This is a genomic window from Levilactobacillus brevis (genome assembly GCA_021383565.1).
GTDB lineage: Bacteria > Bacillota > Bacilli > Lactobacillales > Lactobacillaceae > Levilactobacillus > Levilactobacillus brevis_B.
This window is the reverse complement of sequence record CP079699.1, coordinates 317,919-334,395: the sequence shown is the minus strand read 5'-3', so window position 1 is coordinate 334,395 and position 16,477 is coordinate 317,919. Positions and strand designations below refer to the sequence as shown.

Annotated in this window: 13 protein-coding genes; 1 reads left to right on the top strand and 12 read right to left on the bottom strand. The window is 51.6% G+C overall.

What is annotated here, in order from left to right; all coding sequences use genetic code 11:
* Positions 1-46: 46 nt before the first annotated feature.
* Complete coding sequence (locus KB236_01575) at positions 47-763, bottom strand: uracil-DNA glycosylase (GenBank protein ID UIF29477.1); 717 nt, start codon at positions 761-763, stop codon at positions 47-49.
* 124 nt (positions 764-887) lie between these two features.
* On the opposite strand from KB236_01575, the gene KB236_01570 reads away from it, so the two are divergent.
* The gene (locus KB236_01570; protein ID UIF29476.1) at positions 888-1,469 is read left to right on the top strand and encodes a hypothetical protein; all 582 of its coding nucleotides are present in this window, start codon (positions 888-890) and stop codon (positions 1,467-1,469) included.
* A gap of 65 nt (positions 1,470-1,534) precedes the next feature.
* Here KB236_01570 and KB236_01565 read toward each other — a convergent pair whose 3' ends face one another.
* The 11 genes from KB236_01565 to KB236_01515 form a co-directional block, all read right to left on the bottom strand.
* Positions 1,535-3,274 (bottom strand): BspA family leucine-rich repeat surface protein, encoded by a 1,740-nt coding sequence (locus KB236_01565; GenBank protein UIF29475.1) that lies wholly within the window; start codon positions 3,272-3,274, stop codon positions 1,535-1,537.
* Positions 3,275-3,768: 494 nt separating this feature from the next.
* Positions 3,769-5,577 carry a MucBP domain-containing protein gene (locus KB236_01560; GenBank protein UIF29474.1) on the bottom strand — a complete coding sequence of 603 codons (1,809 nt, stop codon included), beginning with the start codon at positions 5,575-5,577 and terminating at the stop codon, positions 3,769-3,771.
* A gap of 308 nt (positions 5,578-5,885) precedes the next feature.
* Positions 5,886-6,359 (bottom strand): SsrA-binding protein SmpB, encoded by a 474-nt coding sequence (gene smpB, locus KB236_01555; GenBank protein ID UIF29473.1) that lies wholly within the window; start codon positions 6,357-6,359, stop codon positions 5,886-5,888.
* Between the two features lie 15 nt (positions 6,360-6,374).
* Positions 6,375-8,774: a ribonuclease R gene (gene rnr / locus KB236_01550; protein ID UIF29472.1), complete on the bottom strand. Its 2,400-nt coding sequence runs from the start codon at positions 8,772-8,774 to the stop codon at positions 6,375-6,377.
* Between the two features lie 19 nt (positions 8,775-8,793).
* Complete coding sequence (locus KB236_01545) at positions 8,794-9,537, bottom strand: alpha/beta fold hydrolase (GenBank protein UIF29471.1); 744 nt, start codon at positions 9,535-9,537, stop codon at positions 8,794-8,796.
* Between the two features lie 149 nt (positions 9,538-9,686).
* Complete coding sequence (gene secG / locus KB236_01540; protein ID UIF29470.1) at positions 9,687-9,923, bottom strand: preprotein translocase subunit SecG; 237 nt, start codon at positions 9,921-9,923, stop codon at positions 9,687-9,689.
* Positions 9,924-10,019: 96 nt separating this feature from the next.
* Positions 10,020-11,576, bottom strand: coding sequence for a ClC family H(+)/Cl(-) exchange transporter (locus KB236_01535; protein UIF29469.1), 1,557 nt, complete (start codon positions 11,574-11,576; stop codon positions 10,020-10,022).
* 149 nt (positions 11,577-11,725) lie between these two features.
* Positions 11,726-12,778, bottom strand: a complete 1,053-nt coding sequence (locus KB236_01530; GenBank protein ID UIF29468.1) for a hypothetical protein — start codon at positions 12,776-12,778, stop codon at positions 11,726-11,728.
* 121 nt (positions 12,779-12,899) lie between these two features.
* The gene (gene eno / locus KB236_01525; GenBank protein ID UIF29467.1) at positions 12,900-14,219 is read right to left on the bottom strand and encodes a phosphopyruvate hydratase; all 1,320 of its coding nucleotides are present in this window, start codon (positions 14,217-14,219) and stop codon (positions 12,900-12,902) included.
* Between the two features lie 109 nt (positions 14,220-14,328).
* Positions 14,329-15,087 (bottom strand): triose-phosphate isomerase, encoded by a 759-nt coding sequence (tpiA, locus tag KB236_01520; GenBank protein UIF29466.1) that lies wholly within the window; start codon positions 15,085-15,087, stop codon positions 14,329-14,331.
* A gap of 143 nt (positions 15,088-15,230) precedes the next feature.
* Positions 15,231-16,433, bottom strand: a complete 1,203-nt coding sequence (locus KB236_01515) for a phosphoglycerate kinase (protein ID UIF29465.1) — start codon at positions 16,431-16,433, stop codon at positions 15,231-15,233.
* Positions 16,434-16,477: the final 44 nt, after the last annotated feature.

Here is a 16,477-nt window from a genome sequence, read left to right as displayed (position 1 = left end):
TGATGACCTCCATAAAATATCCCACGAATCAATTCTGTGCCTATGCTTATTGGTTGGTTGTGGTGTTGGGCCCATCGTCAACAGTCACGTGTTCCGGCAACTGCCAATCGATGGGTGTCTCACCCAATGATGTCAATGCGATGTTGGTCTTAGAAAACGGTTTGGAGCCGAAGAAACCCCGGTAAGCCGACAGTGGACTGGGATGCGGCGCCTGTAAGACAATATTGGTCTTGGTATCGATCAACTTAATCTTCGAGCGCGCAGCCCCACCCCAGAGGATGAAGACGACGGGTTCGGGCCGTTCGGACAATTTAGAAATCGCCGCATCGGTCAACCGTTCCCAGCCGTGTCCCTGATGGGAGAAGGCTTTGCCGTAGCGCACCGTCAGCACGGAGTTCAAGAGCAGCACGCCTTGTTTGGCCCACTTCTCCAGATAACCGTGACTCACCGGCTTAATGCCCAGGTCGTCTTGCAACTCCTTATAGATATTCTGTAATGACGGCGGTAGCGGCGTCCCCGGTAAGACCGAGAAACTACAGCCGTGTGCCTGACCGGGATTGTGGTATGGGTCTTGCCCCAAGATGACCACTTTGACCTGGCTAAACGGGGTCCATTCGAACGCCGTAAAAATATGGTACATATCCGGAAAAATCTGATAGTGTTGATACTCCGAAACTAAGAACTGCCGTAATTGTTGATAATACGGTTGCTCAAATTCGGGCGCCAACACTGGCCACCAATCATTATGAATAAACGGTTTCATTCCCAACACCTCACGCTTTTATTCTATCATAACCCAGCCGCAAATGATATTGTCGAACGTGAACCGCAAAACATGTTAGAATGAGGTTAACTAGGCTATCACCATTTTTCAAAGGAGGTTTCCCATGCGTAAACTGTATCTCAATCAGGCCGCCCTGTCGGCTAAAGCTACCACAGTTATTCGTGACGCCGACAACGACTCACGTTACCTCCTCGTGGGAAAGTGGGGGTTGCGTGCCGATGTCCTCTCCGTCTACACCATTGACGGCGCTCTGGAGGCCGAGGTCAAACAAGAGACGTTGGGCCTGTTGCCTAAGTTCCGCCTACTCTACCATCGACAGGTCGTCGGCCATGTCAGCAAGACGTTCGGCGTCATTCGCGAAGTTCTCTTCGTCCGGGGACTCAACTGGGTCATCATGGGCAATATCACGAGCGGCCACTTCAGCATTACTCACGGCCGCGAACGCATCGCTAGCATCGATCGCGTCAGCCAATCCGGTGGGGGAACCATCGCACTAACCGTTGATCAGCCCGATCACGAGGCCCTCGTGATCTGCCTAGCGTCGATTCTCGACCGGTGGGGTAAGAAATCTCAGGGGTCGGCGTTGCCGGTTCGATCGGCATGGGCGCCGCATGCCCTGCCATCAGGTGGTGTCACCCCCATCATCGACCGGTCTAAGATGCCACATGACGGTGGTAAAAATTAAACAAAACACACTAAAAGCGGCCAGCGTAAAATCCTGGCCGTTTTTTTTATGCTAAATTTCTGTGTCTATTCTGCGATTACTAATTTTTTGTTGGCCGTGACATACTGGCCGTTCGTCAAGACTAATCGGGTCGTCTTACGATAGGTCACCAGCTTCTTAACCTTCAGGACCTGGCCCTTTCGGTAATGATGGACCTTGCCCGTCAAGGCCACCCGCCGATACCCGTTGGCCCCTTGGCGGCTAATCACCTTAACCTTGACCGGTCGTTTGGCGTAGTAAACGTTCGTCACGTACGCCGATTTGGCCGTCACGTAGCCCGTCTTACCGGCCGTTTTACTCTGGTGGTTGACATCTCTGACCCGATACCGCCGATGGCCATTCTTCGAGGTCGCGTAGCCGGTCACCACGAACATCGGTCGTTGGGTCCGCGTTCGTTTCGCATAGTAAAACCGGCGCGACTGATCGGAGAAGTTCTTGGTGCGATACAGACCGACCTTCTTCGTGGCATAGACCACGGCATTGATTGGCGCGACGTGATCGCCATCCCCACCGGTCACCACGTCCGGCGCATAATGAAAGGTCACGGTCTGAGCCGTCGGTGAAAAGGTTCCGGTCACGGCCCCCACCGTCTTGGTGAGGTGATAGCCGTCAAAATCCAGCGGTTCGGCGGTGTACGATTCCCCGAGCCGGCCCGTCAGAAGCCGATCAGCAGCTAATGACTGGGCTTGTTCGTCTCGATATTGGACCGTGACGGGCGCCGCGGCCTCGACTGGCGGAACAATCTGCGGCTCAATGACGCGGTCGACCGGTTCCCAGACGTAGGTTTCAACCGAACTGGGCCGGTCAGAACCATCGTAGAGACTGATAAGGTCAGCCCCACTTGCAAACCGTTCACCCAGCGGATTCTGGACCGTCCCGGTGTCCACCGCCTGCCAGTCCCCAGTATACTGATCACCGGCAACCGGCGTATTTAAATTAGTGGCACCCCTGAAGCGGGACTGTGGGCCTAGCGTTAGCTGTGCGAGGTGCTTTGCCCCATAAAACAAGGCGCTCCCGTAAAAATCGGTCCCCGGTGTAAACTTAGGCAGTGCCACGCGCGTGACCCCGGAGCCAGAGAAGGCATACATACCACTCCGCAACCGCTCGAACGTCCCGTTAGCGAAGTCGACCGCCCGTAACGCCGTCGTCCCGTTAAACATCGACATCATGGTGGTCACCCGCGACGTGTCGAACTGCCACAAATCCAACTGCTGTAACGCTGGCAAGCCATAAAACATAAAGTTCATGTCGGCCACTTGAGCGGTATCGAAGTGGCTGACGTCTAGCGTCGTAATCTGAGCATCAAACCCATTGACCATAAACATGCCGCTCATCGTGGTCGTCTGCGCCGTCTCGAGTCGCGCTAAATTCTGATAATCAGTAACGTTGCGTAGTTGCCGAAACAGCCCTGTTGCGTTCTTAGGGGCCGTCACGGTGCCATCCAACACGACGCGCGTGACCTGATCAGCCGCAGCCTGCGTGGTGGTCAGGCTGTGAATACCACCTTGCGCCAACACAATTTGCGTGGAAAGTTGTCCAGCATTGGCCACTAAACTTTCTGGTTCTCCTAATCTGCCGGCACCTAAGTGAAGCGTGCCATCTGCGGTTAAGTTCCAGTCGACATCACCATAACGCCCACTGGTGGGTACGGCCCGGACAACGGCGGCCTGTGCGGTCGGCGCCAGATCGGGAGTCCTCACCGTAACCACTGGTTGAAACACGCTCAAGCCTAAAACAATCGCTAATAAAACCCGGACCTTCTTCATGGTTGCTCCTCCTCTCTCGTTGGTGGGAAGCGGAATGTTTCCATAAGTGTCTGGTGAATCATTTATTGTTTCAACTATCTTACCAATCACATGATAACACGGTTCGTCAGCTTACCAAACGATTATCACTCGTAAGTTTTGACTTGTGAAATTAGTCCACATCTTGCCTATTCTTACCCAGCCTTAACTCCAGACAATCCCGGCATAAACCGACCGACTTTCCAATAAACTGCATGTTATTGTGCAATCGCTAACTTTTTACTGCTGGTCACGTCTCGGCCGTAGTTTAAAATAAATCGCGTGGTCAGGAAAAAATCATAACGAGATGATGGTCACCGAATCTCGCCAGGTACAAGTCGCCTGTTTCCTTCACCGATTGTAGCCATTGATAGCATCTTTAATCAATCAGCCGTAAAGGTTAAGACCAACCCACGCAGTTTTCAAAATTTGCCAGCAAAAAGGCCTCGAAATGGGATTCCGAAGCCCTTTGAGATCTATTCCGCCATGACTAATTTCTTGTTAGCGGTCACGTACTGCCCGTTGGTTAACTGGAAGCGCGTGGTCTTATGATACTTCACAATCTTTCGAACTTTAAGTGTCTGGCCTTTCCGGTAGTGCACTTGCTTTGTTTTCAATGATTTTTGGCGATAAGCGTTGATTCCCTGGGCATTAATCACCTTAATCTTTGACTGTTTAGTTGCATAGTAGACGGACGTCACGTAACTCTTTTTGGCTGTAATATAGCCGGTCTTGCCCACCGTCTCAGAATGATGGTTAACGTCGCGGACCTTATAGCGGAGGTTTCCGTTCTTAGAGGTCGCGAAGCCCGTCACCACAAACATCGGCCGGTCAACCCGTTTCGTCTTGGTATACCACTGAACACGCGATTGGTTGGAGAAGTTCTTAGTCCGGTACAGGCCAATCTTCTTTGTGGCATAGACCACGGCGTTGATTGGCGCAACCGTTGCCGCATCCCCGCCGGAGACCAGACTCGAGACGTAGTGGAAGGTCACGGTCTGGGGCTGATTGGTAAAACTTCCGGTAGTCGTCCCAGTGGTCTTCGCTAGTTTGTAACCGGTAAAGGTCAACGGTTGGGCCGTGTAGCTAGCACCGAGTTCCCCCGTCAAGGTCACATCATCTGCTAAACGTTGACCCTGCGCATCCAGATACTGCACGGTGACGGGCGCCGCGGTTTCTGGGACCGTTGTTGGCGGTGTCACTGGTGGCGTGGTCGGCTCGGTTGTCCGTACAACCGGCTGCCAAACGTAGGTTTCCACGGCGCTTGGATTTGACGTCCCATTGTACAGGTCCGTGATTTCTTTCCCCGTCGCATACTCATCGCCCAGCGGATCGCCCACGGTGCCCTTACCCACAGCTTGCCAAAGGCCCGTGAAGACATCGGGCATATTCTGCCGCGGTGTATTTAAGCCAGTCGCTCCACCCGAACCATCCGCCTTATCAAAACGAGTGTCTGGACCCAGCGTCAGTTCATTGATGATTGTTGCGCTACTAAACATATACCCGCCACCCCAACCTGCTGGCGGCGCAAAACGTGGCAGTTTAACAATCTGGACAGCACTCCCTGCAAACGCAAAACTTGCCCCTTTAAGGCTCTTAAACGTTCCCTGAGCAAAATTCACTTCATTAAGATTCTGCGTGCCGTAGAATGCGCTCACCATGGTCGTCACCTGATCTGTATTGAAGCCCGATACGTCAAGCTTTTCGACCGATTTCTGGCCATAAAACATAAAGCTCATGTCGGTCACGTGACTCGTGTCAAAATGGGAGACGTCAATAGTTGTCGTCTCGCCATCCCCCCCAGGAACGTGAAACATACTCTGCATGTTGGTGACGTGACTGGTATCCAGGCGATCAAGATGTTCATACGTCGTCACGTGCCGCAGTTGGCTGAATAAACTATTGGCATCGGCCGGCGCAACAACCGTCCCATCCAGGACTACCTTTGTGACCTGATCCGCAAACGGCTGGACGTTAGACGCCTCGAGCGTCGTGGCGCCCTCTGCTCTGGCAATCTGTGTGGCCAGTCGGCCGACTTGAACCTTTAGACCGTTCTCCTCGCCCAAGGTCCCGGCGCCCAAGTGAAGTTCACCATTTGCCGTTAAATACCAGTTCACCGTCCCATACTCACCGGCAGCTACCTGGCCATCTCGCTGACTGGCCGTCGTCACCGTCGTTGTCGCTGCATACGCCGGTGTCGGTAGTGGATTCCCCCAAGTTGTCACAATCCCAGTGCCCACGGCCAAGACCGCGCCAAATAATAAAGCGCTTACTTTTTTCGTCATTTTCATCTGCCCCCTCAGCTTATGTTGCCCTAGTCAATCTTTGTTCTCTATAAATATTATTATAATTAAAAGATAACACATGTGACGATATAAAGATAGACTTTTTTGTTACACTGGTTAAATTTTGTCCGATTGGTAAATTCAGCTTTTTTTCTTGATCGATCATTGTCCAGGTTGACTTAGTATCAAGTCTTATAGCCATTCATCGAAAACCACTTCTTAGATTATTTCATTTATACAATGTGGTATAAATGCCGTAAAAAAAAGAGCCATCCAAACGGGCTAGCCGTTCAGATGGCTCCTCAAACCTAGTAACGCTTCATGACCCGGGCAATTTGCCGGTCTTGTTCACGCCGCTTGATGGTTTCACGTTTATCAAATTCCCGTTTCCCGTGAGCAACCCCAATGAGTACCTTGGCAAAACCATGCTTCAGATAAACCTTGAGCGGAATCAGGGTGACCCCCTTATCCTGGGCTGCTAGCCCGAGCCGGTGAATTTGTTTCTTGTGCAATAACAGTTTGCGATTCCGCAACGGATCGTGGTTGAACCGGTTTCCCTGAACGTACTCATTGATATGGACGTTCATCAACCACGCTTCGCTATTGCGAATCTGCGCAAATCCATCTTGTAAATTAATCCGCCGTTCTCGAATCGATTTAATCTCGGTTCCAGTCAGCACGAGTCCCGCCTCGACCGTTTCCGTCACAAAGTAATCGTGACGGGCCTTACGGTTCTGGGCGAGCACGTTATCCGGCGTTTTTTTAGACTTTTTCTTAGCCAAGTGCTGTCACCTCGCTTAGTGTCGGCCACCCTGTGAATTACGGTGTTGACCCCCATTGTTCGCATTACGATGGTTGCCATTGCCGTGTTGGTTGGTCGACCGTTGGTTCCCATTACGATGATTGCCATTTCGGTTACCACCGTGTTGGTTGCCGTTACCACTATGATTGTTATTATTGTTGCGACCGTGGAAATTCCCATTGCGACCACCGCGTGAACGGTGCTCTCTCTTTGGTAGCAGATCGCTAACTGGGGCATCCTCTGGGTTCAACAATTCAAAATCAATTTCGCTTTGTTCCTTGTCAACATGAATGACCTTGACCCGAATCTTCTGGCCAATCTTGTACGTCCGCCGCGTATTCCGACCCACTAAGGCCAGGTACTTTTCGACGTATTCATAGTAGTCATCCTGCATCCGACTGATGTGAATCAGCCCTTCAATGGTGTTTGGTAGCTCTACGAACATCCCAAACTTCATGACGGAGCTAACCACGGCGTCGAACTCTTCACCAACATGGTCGGCCATGTATTCGGCCATCTTCATGTCGTTGGTATCCCGTTCGGCATCAATCGCCCGCCGTTCAGCTTCAGACGTGTGCACACCGATCTCTTCCAAGATTGGGGCAAACTTTTCCTTGCTGGCGTCGTTGATCCCGTGGTCTTCGTAATAATGAATCATCCGGTGAACCATGGTATCAGGATACCGCCGAATTGGCGACGTAAAGTGAGTGTAGAACTCGGCACCCAAGCCAAAGTGACCCAGGGATTGATCGGCATACCGCGCCTGCTTTAGACTCCGCAACATCATCACGGAAACCATGGCTTCTTCCGGCTTACCAGCAACCTGCTTTAAGATACCTTGTAGCATCTTTGGCCGCAAGTGGTTAGGATCACCCTTGACGTTAATCCCGAAGGCCGTCAAGAATTCGAAGAAGCTCCGGACACGATCACCATCTGGCGTTTCGTGAACCCGGTACAGGAATGGCACCTTGGCGCGGAAGTAGTGTTCCGCAACCGTTTCGTTGGCCGCCAACATGAAGGATTCGATCATCCGCTCAGCCATGCCCCGCGTCCGCAACTTAACATCGATGGCGTGACCCTTGTCATCCACGATGATTTCGGCTTCGCGATCATCAAAGTCAATGGCTCCACGACGCTTCCGTTGCTTAACCAAGATCCGGTGTAAGTCACCCATTTGTTCAAACATTGGCACGAGGGCCTTGTACCGATCCATGGTTACGGGATCGTGAGCTTCCAAGATTTGGTTAACGGCCGTGTAAGTCATTCGGGCCTTCGACCGCATTACGGACGGATGAATCCGGTGCTTGACGACGTGACCATCGGGATCAATTTCCATGTCACAGCTCATGCACAACCGCAATTCGCCCTCGTTTAACGAGCAAATCCCGTTGGACAGACGCCGTGGCAACATTGGAATCACGCGGTCGGTCAGGTAAACACTGGTTCCCCGCTTGTAAGCTTCCTTATCCAGAATTGAATCTTCCTGGACGTAGTGCGAAACATCGGCAATGTGAACCCCTAAATGGTAGTTCCCGTTGTCTAATTTCCAAACCGTAACGGCATCATCCAAGTCTTTAGAGGACTCGCCATCAATGGTGACCAAGTCTTGGTCCGTGATGTCTTCGCGGCCCTTCATTTCTTCGGGGAGCACGTGATCCGGAATCTCATCGGCGGCCTGCATGACCTCTTCAGGGAACTCGGAAGGAATGTTGTGTTGGTAAACAATCTGTAAGATATCAATCCCCGGATCGTCCACGCTACCGATGACTTGCTTGGCAATCCCCACCATGGCATCAGGATGCACATCGTTAGGGTATTCCGTAATTTCAGCCGTCACCACTTCACCCGGCGTTGGGTTCAACCCCACGTTGGTCACGTAGAACTTATACTTCATGACCTTCTTGTCGGTCAGACGGACTTGGCCCAAGTAGCCGGCGTCATCGTCGGTCTGCATGAACTCACCCACGACTTGTTCGTAGTGGTGTTCCACAATTTCCGTGACTTTACCCTCGGGACCTTTACCGCTCCGCGGGTCGCCGGCCCGGACGATTTCGATCTTAACCGTATCACCGTTCAATGCCCGCAACGTATTGTTGGGTGCAATGTAGGCATCCGGTTCAACCTTATTCTCGTCGTAAGCCACGAACCCAAAGCCCTTGTCATTGCCGTGGAAAATCCCGGTCAATGTCCGTTGGCTTGGATCGAGCTGAAAATGGCCGTGTTCAGTCACTTGAACTAAGCCGTCCCGTTCCAGTTGCGCTAACTCCTGCACGATCAGCTTGAAAGCCGCTGAGCCGTGGTAGTGCAGTGCATCTGAAATATCTTCTACTGTGTAGTTCTGGTCCGAGTGTGCCCGGAAGAACGCTGTTAAATCACTCTTTAAATTATCTTGCACTATCGATTCCTCGTTATTTTTAAAAGATTGTGTGTAAATACGTCAATATATCCGCCTCTAAGGCGTGGTGTGCCGAGTTGACCGTTAAGACGTGGCCGGCTCCGGCATATTCGTGAAAATCAGTCTGTTGGCTCGGATAAGCCTCGGCCAACCACTTACCCGACCGTGGATCAATCATCTGGTCCGCATCCCCTTGGGCGATGAAGACCGGCTGTTTCACCTGATCGAGGTGGGTCGCCGTTGTATCCGTAAATGCCTGAATGGCGGTCAACTGGGCCGGCAAATGTTCCTGAATCCAGGCCATCCGGTTGGCAATATCGGGGCCATCCAGCTTTTGCTGCTGGTAGGCCGCGCGCGCCATCTGAATGAATGCCTCCGGAACATGCGTCTGCCCGCGAAAGACCACGGGTGACGCAATCGTTCCACCACCTGCCAACTGCGGATCGGTCTGCAACGCGCGGGTCGCAAACAAACCGCCCAGGGATAACCCGAAGATGGCAATCTGCTGGTACCCCCTGCGACGTAGCGCCGCAATGGCATCGCGCGTGTCCTGCCACCATTTTCGCGGCGATCCCTCTCGTAAAATATCCGCGGGGTCGCCCGTGGCGTGTCCCGTAAAGATCGGGGCAAGCACCGTGTAATTTTCGCTCTCTAGCCGGCGCGCTAGCAAGCGCATATCGTTAGAACTACCCGAATAGGCGTGCAGCAGAATAACTGCGTGAGGCCCCTGCTCAAAGAAGAGCTGGGTTGGTTTTCGAATCATGTAAAACCACCACTTTCCGCTATTGCTGAGATAGTCTTCGTGAACTTCGTGCCTGCGCACGATTCGAGGAAATCCTCGGGCTGGTTCTCAACCCACCACTAGCTGTAAAAAAGCCCCCTGTAGCGAACACAAACAGGAGGCTCAAATCTCTAGTGTGAAGATAGAAAAACTAAAGCCAATGCCAATCCAAAGAAGATTTCCCCCAAGACGACGGTGACCTTTTGCATGAAGGCTTCAAACCCTCGTGGCTTAGACTTAGCGAATAAGTCATCGGCACCACCAGATAAGGCGGACAAAGCATCGTTGGTCTTAGCAGGTTGCATCATTACCGCAATAATGATTAAAACACTGACAATTAAAATACAGGTCATTAAAAAATTATACACAAATTTGCCTCCTACCTATCGAATAGGTCTAATAGGTCTAACTATACTCTTCCTAATTTATCATAGTCCGGCCGGTTTTACCAGTCCCGCGCTCACTTAATCCAGTAAACGATGGGGCGAATGATCCAGCTGCGTCAGCCGTTGTCGGACATAGGCCCGGTTGTGACGGTAGGTGAAAATAATTAAGGTGTCGCCAGATTTAATGATGGTATCCCCATTGGGAATAACCTCGCGTTCACCGCGTCGAACCGCAACCAACAACGACCCATCGGGCCACGTCAGGTCCCGAACTTGTTGACTATCGAAGCCGGAGTTCTCTCCGACCGCGTATTCTACCCGGTCGGCCACACCATCCCGGTTCGTCTCGGCTGGCTTCACCAGCTGTTGGAGCATGGCCTCGTAGATTGGGGCACCACCCAACAGATCGACCGTGATGTAGGCGACGATGGCGACCACAGCCAAGGGCATCAGGTGATGAAGTGTTCCAACCATTTCCGTAATCAGTAAGATCGCCGTGAACGGTGCCTTGGAAATCCCAGCAAAGTAACCGGCCATCGCATAAATAATAAAATTAGCGACGAACATGGCCGGTAACCAGCCCAGCAGGACGAAGACCCGCGCGCCAATTGCGCCAAGTAACGCCCCGAGCGTCAGAATGGGCAGGAAGATTCCCCCGGGTAGCCCGGAACCGTAGCTCACTGTCGAGAAACAAAAACGCAGGATAAAGTAGCCAATGAGTGGCAATAGTAGTGGCGTTTCCTTAGCAAACGTCACGATCATTTGGTTGCCACCGCCCAGCGCCAACGGCCACATGAGACCGATGGGAATCACCGCGAGAAAGGGAATAATCCCATCGAGATGACTCGGCAACCATTTGAGCTTGGCATACCAGCTACCCACTCGCAATGTCACCCACTGATAACCATAGCCTAGCACGCCGAGACCGATACCCAGGATTAACAACAACCCGTAGTATTTCAGGGGAAGCGCCTGGTGATAATTAATATGTAACACGGGCGTTAAGCCAAAGATCCCGTTGGAAACGAAATTGGCCACGACCGCGCTGGTCAAGGCCGTTAGCCAGACCAAGGTTGAGAAACTGTGATAGACCTCTTCTAGAATAAATAGGGTAGACGCAATTGGCGCGTTAAACGCCGCAGAAAGCCCCGCGGCCGCACCCCCGGCAATCACCAGTCGGCGCTGTGTCCCCTTAAAGCCCAAGCGATAGGCCAGGCCTTGGGCGACAGTCCCGCCCAACTGAATGGATGGTCCTTCCCGCCCGAGAAAGAGCCCGGAACCAATCCCCAAGACGCCACTGACAAATTTCTTCCACAGCACGGACCACCAAGCATAGTCCAGCTCACCAGCCAACTGTCCTTCGACCTGAGGAATCCCTGATCCCTTAATCATCGGCGTCTGCTTGACCCAATGACCAACTACTAATGCAATGATGACCAGCAGCATGGCCCAGGGAATCAGCCACCAGGGATGCTGCCCCAACCAGCCATAGAGACCTTGAACAAAAATCAGCATATGCTCAATCAACAGGCGAAAAACGCTCACCACAATCCCCGCAAATAGCCCCACGAGGGCCCCAAAGAAAATGGCGTTGAGTCGCGTTAAGTCTGGTTGAATGTGTTGTTTCTTCTGCATGTGCTGATTCCTCCGTCTTTTATCGTCCAGCAACTAGTCTATCACAGATTTACCCGTGATTAGTCGCGAAAACGCCAAAAACGACTGGCCCCAATTCCTGCTAGCGCTACCAACCCCCACAGACTCCCCTTTGTCGTTTGTTCGTTCGTTTACGGTAATTTTCGCCGTGATGAAGTCTGCGTGGGCTGCACCAACCAGCGTCGACCACCAGCCTTAAATTGCGGCGAATCAGCCGTTCTTTTCGCCTTAGCCGGCTTGGTTGCCCCAGTCGGCCTAGTTGATGGTGACTCATCGTCAATGGCCGCGACGGGCTGCTCAGTGAGTTCTGAGACGTGATCGAGATTGGTGGTAGTATTCCCTACCGGTGGCGTGCTCACATGCGGCTGCGATTCGGCAGTCACCGGTCGCTCATCAAGGGCATTGACCACTGGCAGGATGGCTAGTCCCGGGCTACCCACGGGAAAGGACGGCTGGGGCGTAGGGATCGGAGCTGGCTGAATCGGTAGCGGACTCCCCGTCCCCGGTCGTTGCGGCCGCTCGGTGGGAGTTGGTGAGGTTGGCTTCTCACTTTGGTCGGGCTTTTCACTTTGACTGGAATTCCCGGGTTGATGGGGCTTCTCAGCTGGTTGTGGCCCCGGCTTCTCCGCTTCATTAGACGGTGCGGTCCCCACCGACGCCGTCTTCGGCGTGATTAACACCTCCCACGTCTCACTACGCGCTTTAACGATACGTGTCACATCGCTCGGATTCATCAGGCGATAGCCCGCTGGCGCCGCAATGTTCAGTCTACCGCCGACCGTCACGTTCCCCGCAATCATTCGACTGGCGACCGTCACTTTTGTTTGCGAGTCAACGTATTTAAGCTTAACATTCGCGATCTTCCGGGAGCCCGTATAGGTCCATACCATGGGTCTATCCGCCGATTCTGGGGCGGTCATGCTCGGCCGCATACTCGAAAGATAGGCGGCCAACTCCGGCTTCCCCGAGATCGGGTCGCCTGGTTTGACCTGCAGGACTTCGGTCTTGTAAAGCCGATCGACTTCGACCATCCCCTCGTCCTTTCCGCGAATCATGTAATTAACTTGTAGCGCGTACGGCTTGCCGCTATCATCCGCCAGCCCAACAACGCCACCGCTACCAATCCAGAAACCACCGGCAAATAAACTCAACATCACGCCTTGTTGCCACTTCATCTTCATCATCAAATTCCCCCTTATACCCCTTAACTCCGTGAAAAGTCGGTAAATATTTGGGAGATAGCAAAAAAAGTGGTCATCCCCCACCGTAGTGAGTGATAACCACTTTCTGATTTAAACTTTTGAATTACTTGTTAACGATGGCCAGACGTGCGTCTTCGTCCAAGTTGTAGAAGGAGTGAATCCCCTTGTATTCGGAAGTCTTACCTAATTGGTCTTCGATCCGCATTAATTGGTTGTACTTAGCGATCCGTTCGCCACGGCTCATAGAACCAGTCTTGATTTGACCAGCGTTCAGGGCAACAACTAAGTCGGCGATAGTCGTGTCTTCAGTTTCACCAGAACGGTGAGAGATAACGGCCGTGTAGCCAGCTTGCTTAGCCATTTCAACGGCTTCAACAGTTTCAGTCAAAGTCCCGATTTGGTTCAGCTTGATTAAGATAGAGTTACCAACACCCATCTTGATCCCCTTAGCCAAGTAGTCCGTGTTCGTAACGAACAAGTCGTCACCCACGATTTGGACCTTCTTGCCTAAGCGCTTCGTAGCCATTTGCCAGTCTTCCCATTCGTTTTCATCCAAAGGATCTTCGATGGAAACAACTGGGTACTTGTCAACGATACCTTCAAGTAAGGTAACGAATTCTTCAGCAGTGTATTCCTTACCGTCACCCTTAAGTTCGTACTTCTTGGTGTCAGCATTGTAGAATTCTGATGAAGCACAGTCAAAGGCAATCGCAACGTCCTTACCAGGTACGTAACCGGCGTTCTTGATCGCTTCAACTAAGATTTCGAATGGTTCTTCGTTGTTCTTCAAGTCAGGTGCAAAACCACCTTCGTCACCAACGGCAGTAGAGTAACCCTTTTCGTTCAACAAGTTCTTCAAGTTGTGGAACGTTTCGGAACCCATCCGGATAGCTTCCTTGACACTCTTAGCACCAACAGGCATGATCATGAATTCTTGGAAGTCAACCTTGTTGTTGGCATGCTTCCCACCGTTGATAACGTTCATCATTGGCGTAGGTAAAACGTGACCATTGAACCCGCCTAAGTAGTTGTACAAAGGTTGGCCTAATTCGTCAGCAGCAGCACGGGCAGCAGCTAAGGAAACACCTAAGATGGCGTTGGCCCCTAACTTACCCTTGTTTGGCGTACCATCCAAGTCGATCATGGCTTGGTCGATAGCGCGTTGGTCGGTAACATCGTAGCCAACGATTTCCTTGGCAATCAGGTTGTTAACGTTGTCAACGGCCTTAGTAACACCCTTACCCATGAAACGACTCTTGTCGCCATCACGAAGTTCAACGGCTTCGTGTTCACCAGTTGAGGCACCAGAAGGAACGATCCCCCGGCCCATAGCACCGGCTTCGGTGTAGAGTTCAACTTCAACAGTTGGGTTACCACGAGAATCTAAGACTTCGCGTGCGTAAATATCAGAAATAATAGACATTTTTTTGTATTCTCTCCTTATGAAAGTTTGGCTTCACGGGAACTAGACAACCATCCCATGTATCATTCTATAAGTTTAACTTTGAACTTTCAATCACATTTTGACCGTTTTACAAATTTTGGTAGTTTGCGAGCTGAATAAATGACTGTTCATCGAGGCTAGAACCCCCGGCTAACACGCCATCAACGTTGTCTCGTCGCATTAACCCAGCGATATTGTCGGGTTTAACACTCCCACCATATAAGACCCGGACGCCGTTGGCCACCTCATCCGAATAGATGTCGGCCAACGTCTGGCGAATCAGGTAACAGCCCTCTTCCGCTTGGTCGGACGACGCCGAGGTGCCACTGCCAATCGCCCAACTGGGTTCATAGGCAATCACAATCTTGGCGGCATCCTCTAAACTAACCCCTTTCAGGGCAGCAGAGACTTGGTTAACCACCCAATGAATCTTCTCACCGGACTCCCGCCGTCCCATCGTCTCATCGCAACACACGATGGGCGTCATTCCGTTGCGCAAAACGGCGAGCACTTTACGGTTGATGACATCATCCGTTTCGTTAAAGTACCGGCGCCGTTCGGAGTGACCCACGATGGTGTAGGGAATGCCCATCTCGTGGAGGGCCTTAGGGCTAGTTTCACCCGTATAGGCGCCTTCGTCTTCGTAGTAACACGTCTCCGCGGCAATTCGTAAGACCTGGTCGTGATTAGCGTCCAGCATCGTTTGTAAGAACAGTGCTGGGGCCGCAATCGCCGTTTCCACGGTGTCAGCAGCCGGCAACTTACCCTGAACAGCTTCAATAAAACTGCGGGCTTCCGCAACCGACTTATTCATTTTCCAGTTACCTGCAATCAGGGGTATCCGCAACCTAATCCACCCTTTCTCAAAATAAATTGACTACGCTCATCATCTTACCGAACTCACCGTCAATTAGCCAGTGAAGTGTCTTCACAATCAGAGCGCATCATAATAAAAAGCCATGATGACTGGCACCACAGCTCTTTAAAAATTTACTTATCAGAAATTGCGGCAATTCCTGGTAACGTCTTACCTTCAAGGTATTCCAGAGAAGCGCCACCACCAGTAGAAATGTGGGACAACTTGTCAGCAACACCGAGTTGTTGAACGGCAGCAGTGGAATCCCCACCACCAACGATGGTCTTGGCTTCGGTCAAAGTCCCTAAGAACTTACCGATTTCCAAGGTACCTTCTGCATAATTACTCATTTCGAAGACACCCATTGGGCCGTTCCAAACAACCGTCTTAGCTGACTTCAAAACATCTTCGAATTCAGCAACAGACTTTGGTCCGATATCCAAGGCCATGTAGCCATCAGGAATATCACCGTCAACCGTCTTGTGGGCGGCATCGTTATCGAACTTTTCAGCAACAACGGAATCCGTAGGCAGAACCAGCTTGTCGCCAGCCTTGTCTAAGATTTCCTTGGCTAAATCAATCTTGTCCTTTTCAACCAAAGAGTTCCCAATCTTCATGCCCTTAGCGGCGTAGAACGTGTAAGTCATCCCACCACCGATAAGAATCTTGTCGGCCTTAGCCAGCAAGTTGTCGATCACACCGATCTTGTCGGAAACCTTGGCACCACCCAAGATGGCAACGAATGGGTGTTCTGGGTTATCCACGGCACCACCGATAAACTTGATTTCCTTTTCCATCAAGAAACCGGCAGCGGTTTGGCCCATGTTGGACGCAATCCCAACGTTAGAGGCGTGGGAACGGTGAGCCGTACCGAATGCATCGTTAACGAAGACGTCACCCAATGAAGCCCAGTACTTACCCAATTCAGGGTCGTTACCGGATTCGCGCTTGACGTTTTCGCCATTCTTAACATCTTCGTAACGGGTGTTTTCCATAACTAAAACATCGCCGTCGCTCAGACCATCAATAGCATCTTCGAGTTGTTTACCTTCCGTCGTTGGGACGAAGGTAACTGGCTTGTTTAACAAGTTTGACAGGCGTTCTGCGACTGGACGCATGGACAAACCTGGCTTGTCTTCTTCCTTCTTGATCCGACCCAAGTGAGATAACAGGATGGCCTTACCACCATGTTCACTTACGTATTTGATCGTTGGTAATGCAGCGACGATACGGTTATCGTTACCGATCACACCGTCTTTGATCGGGACGTTGAAGTCGACCCGCATCAGGACTTTTTTGCCCTTTAAGTCTAAATCAGAAACTGTTAATTTAGCCAATTTAGAAAACCCTCCTTGATTGCTTATCAAAATAAAAGATTACT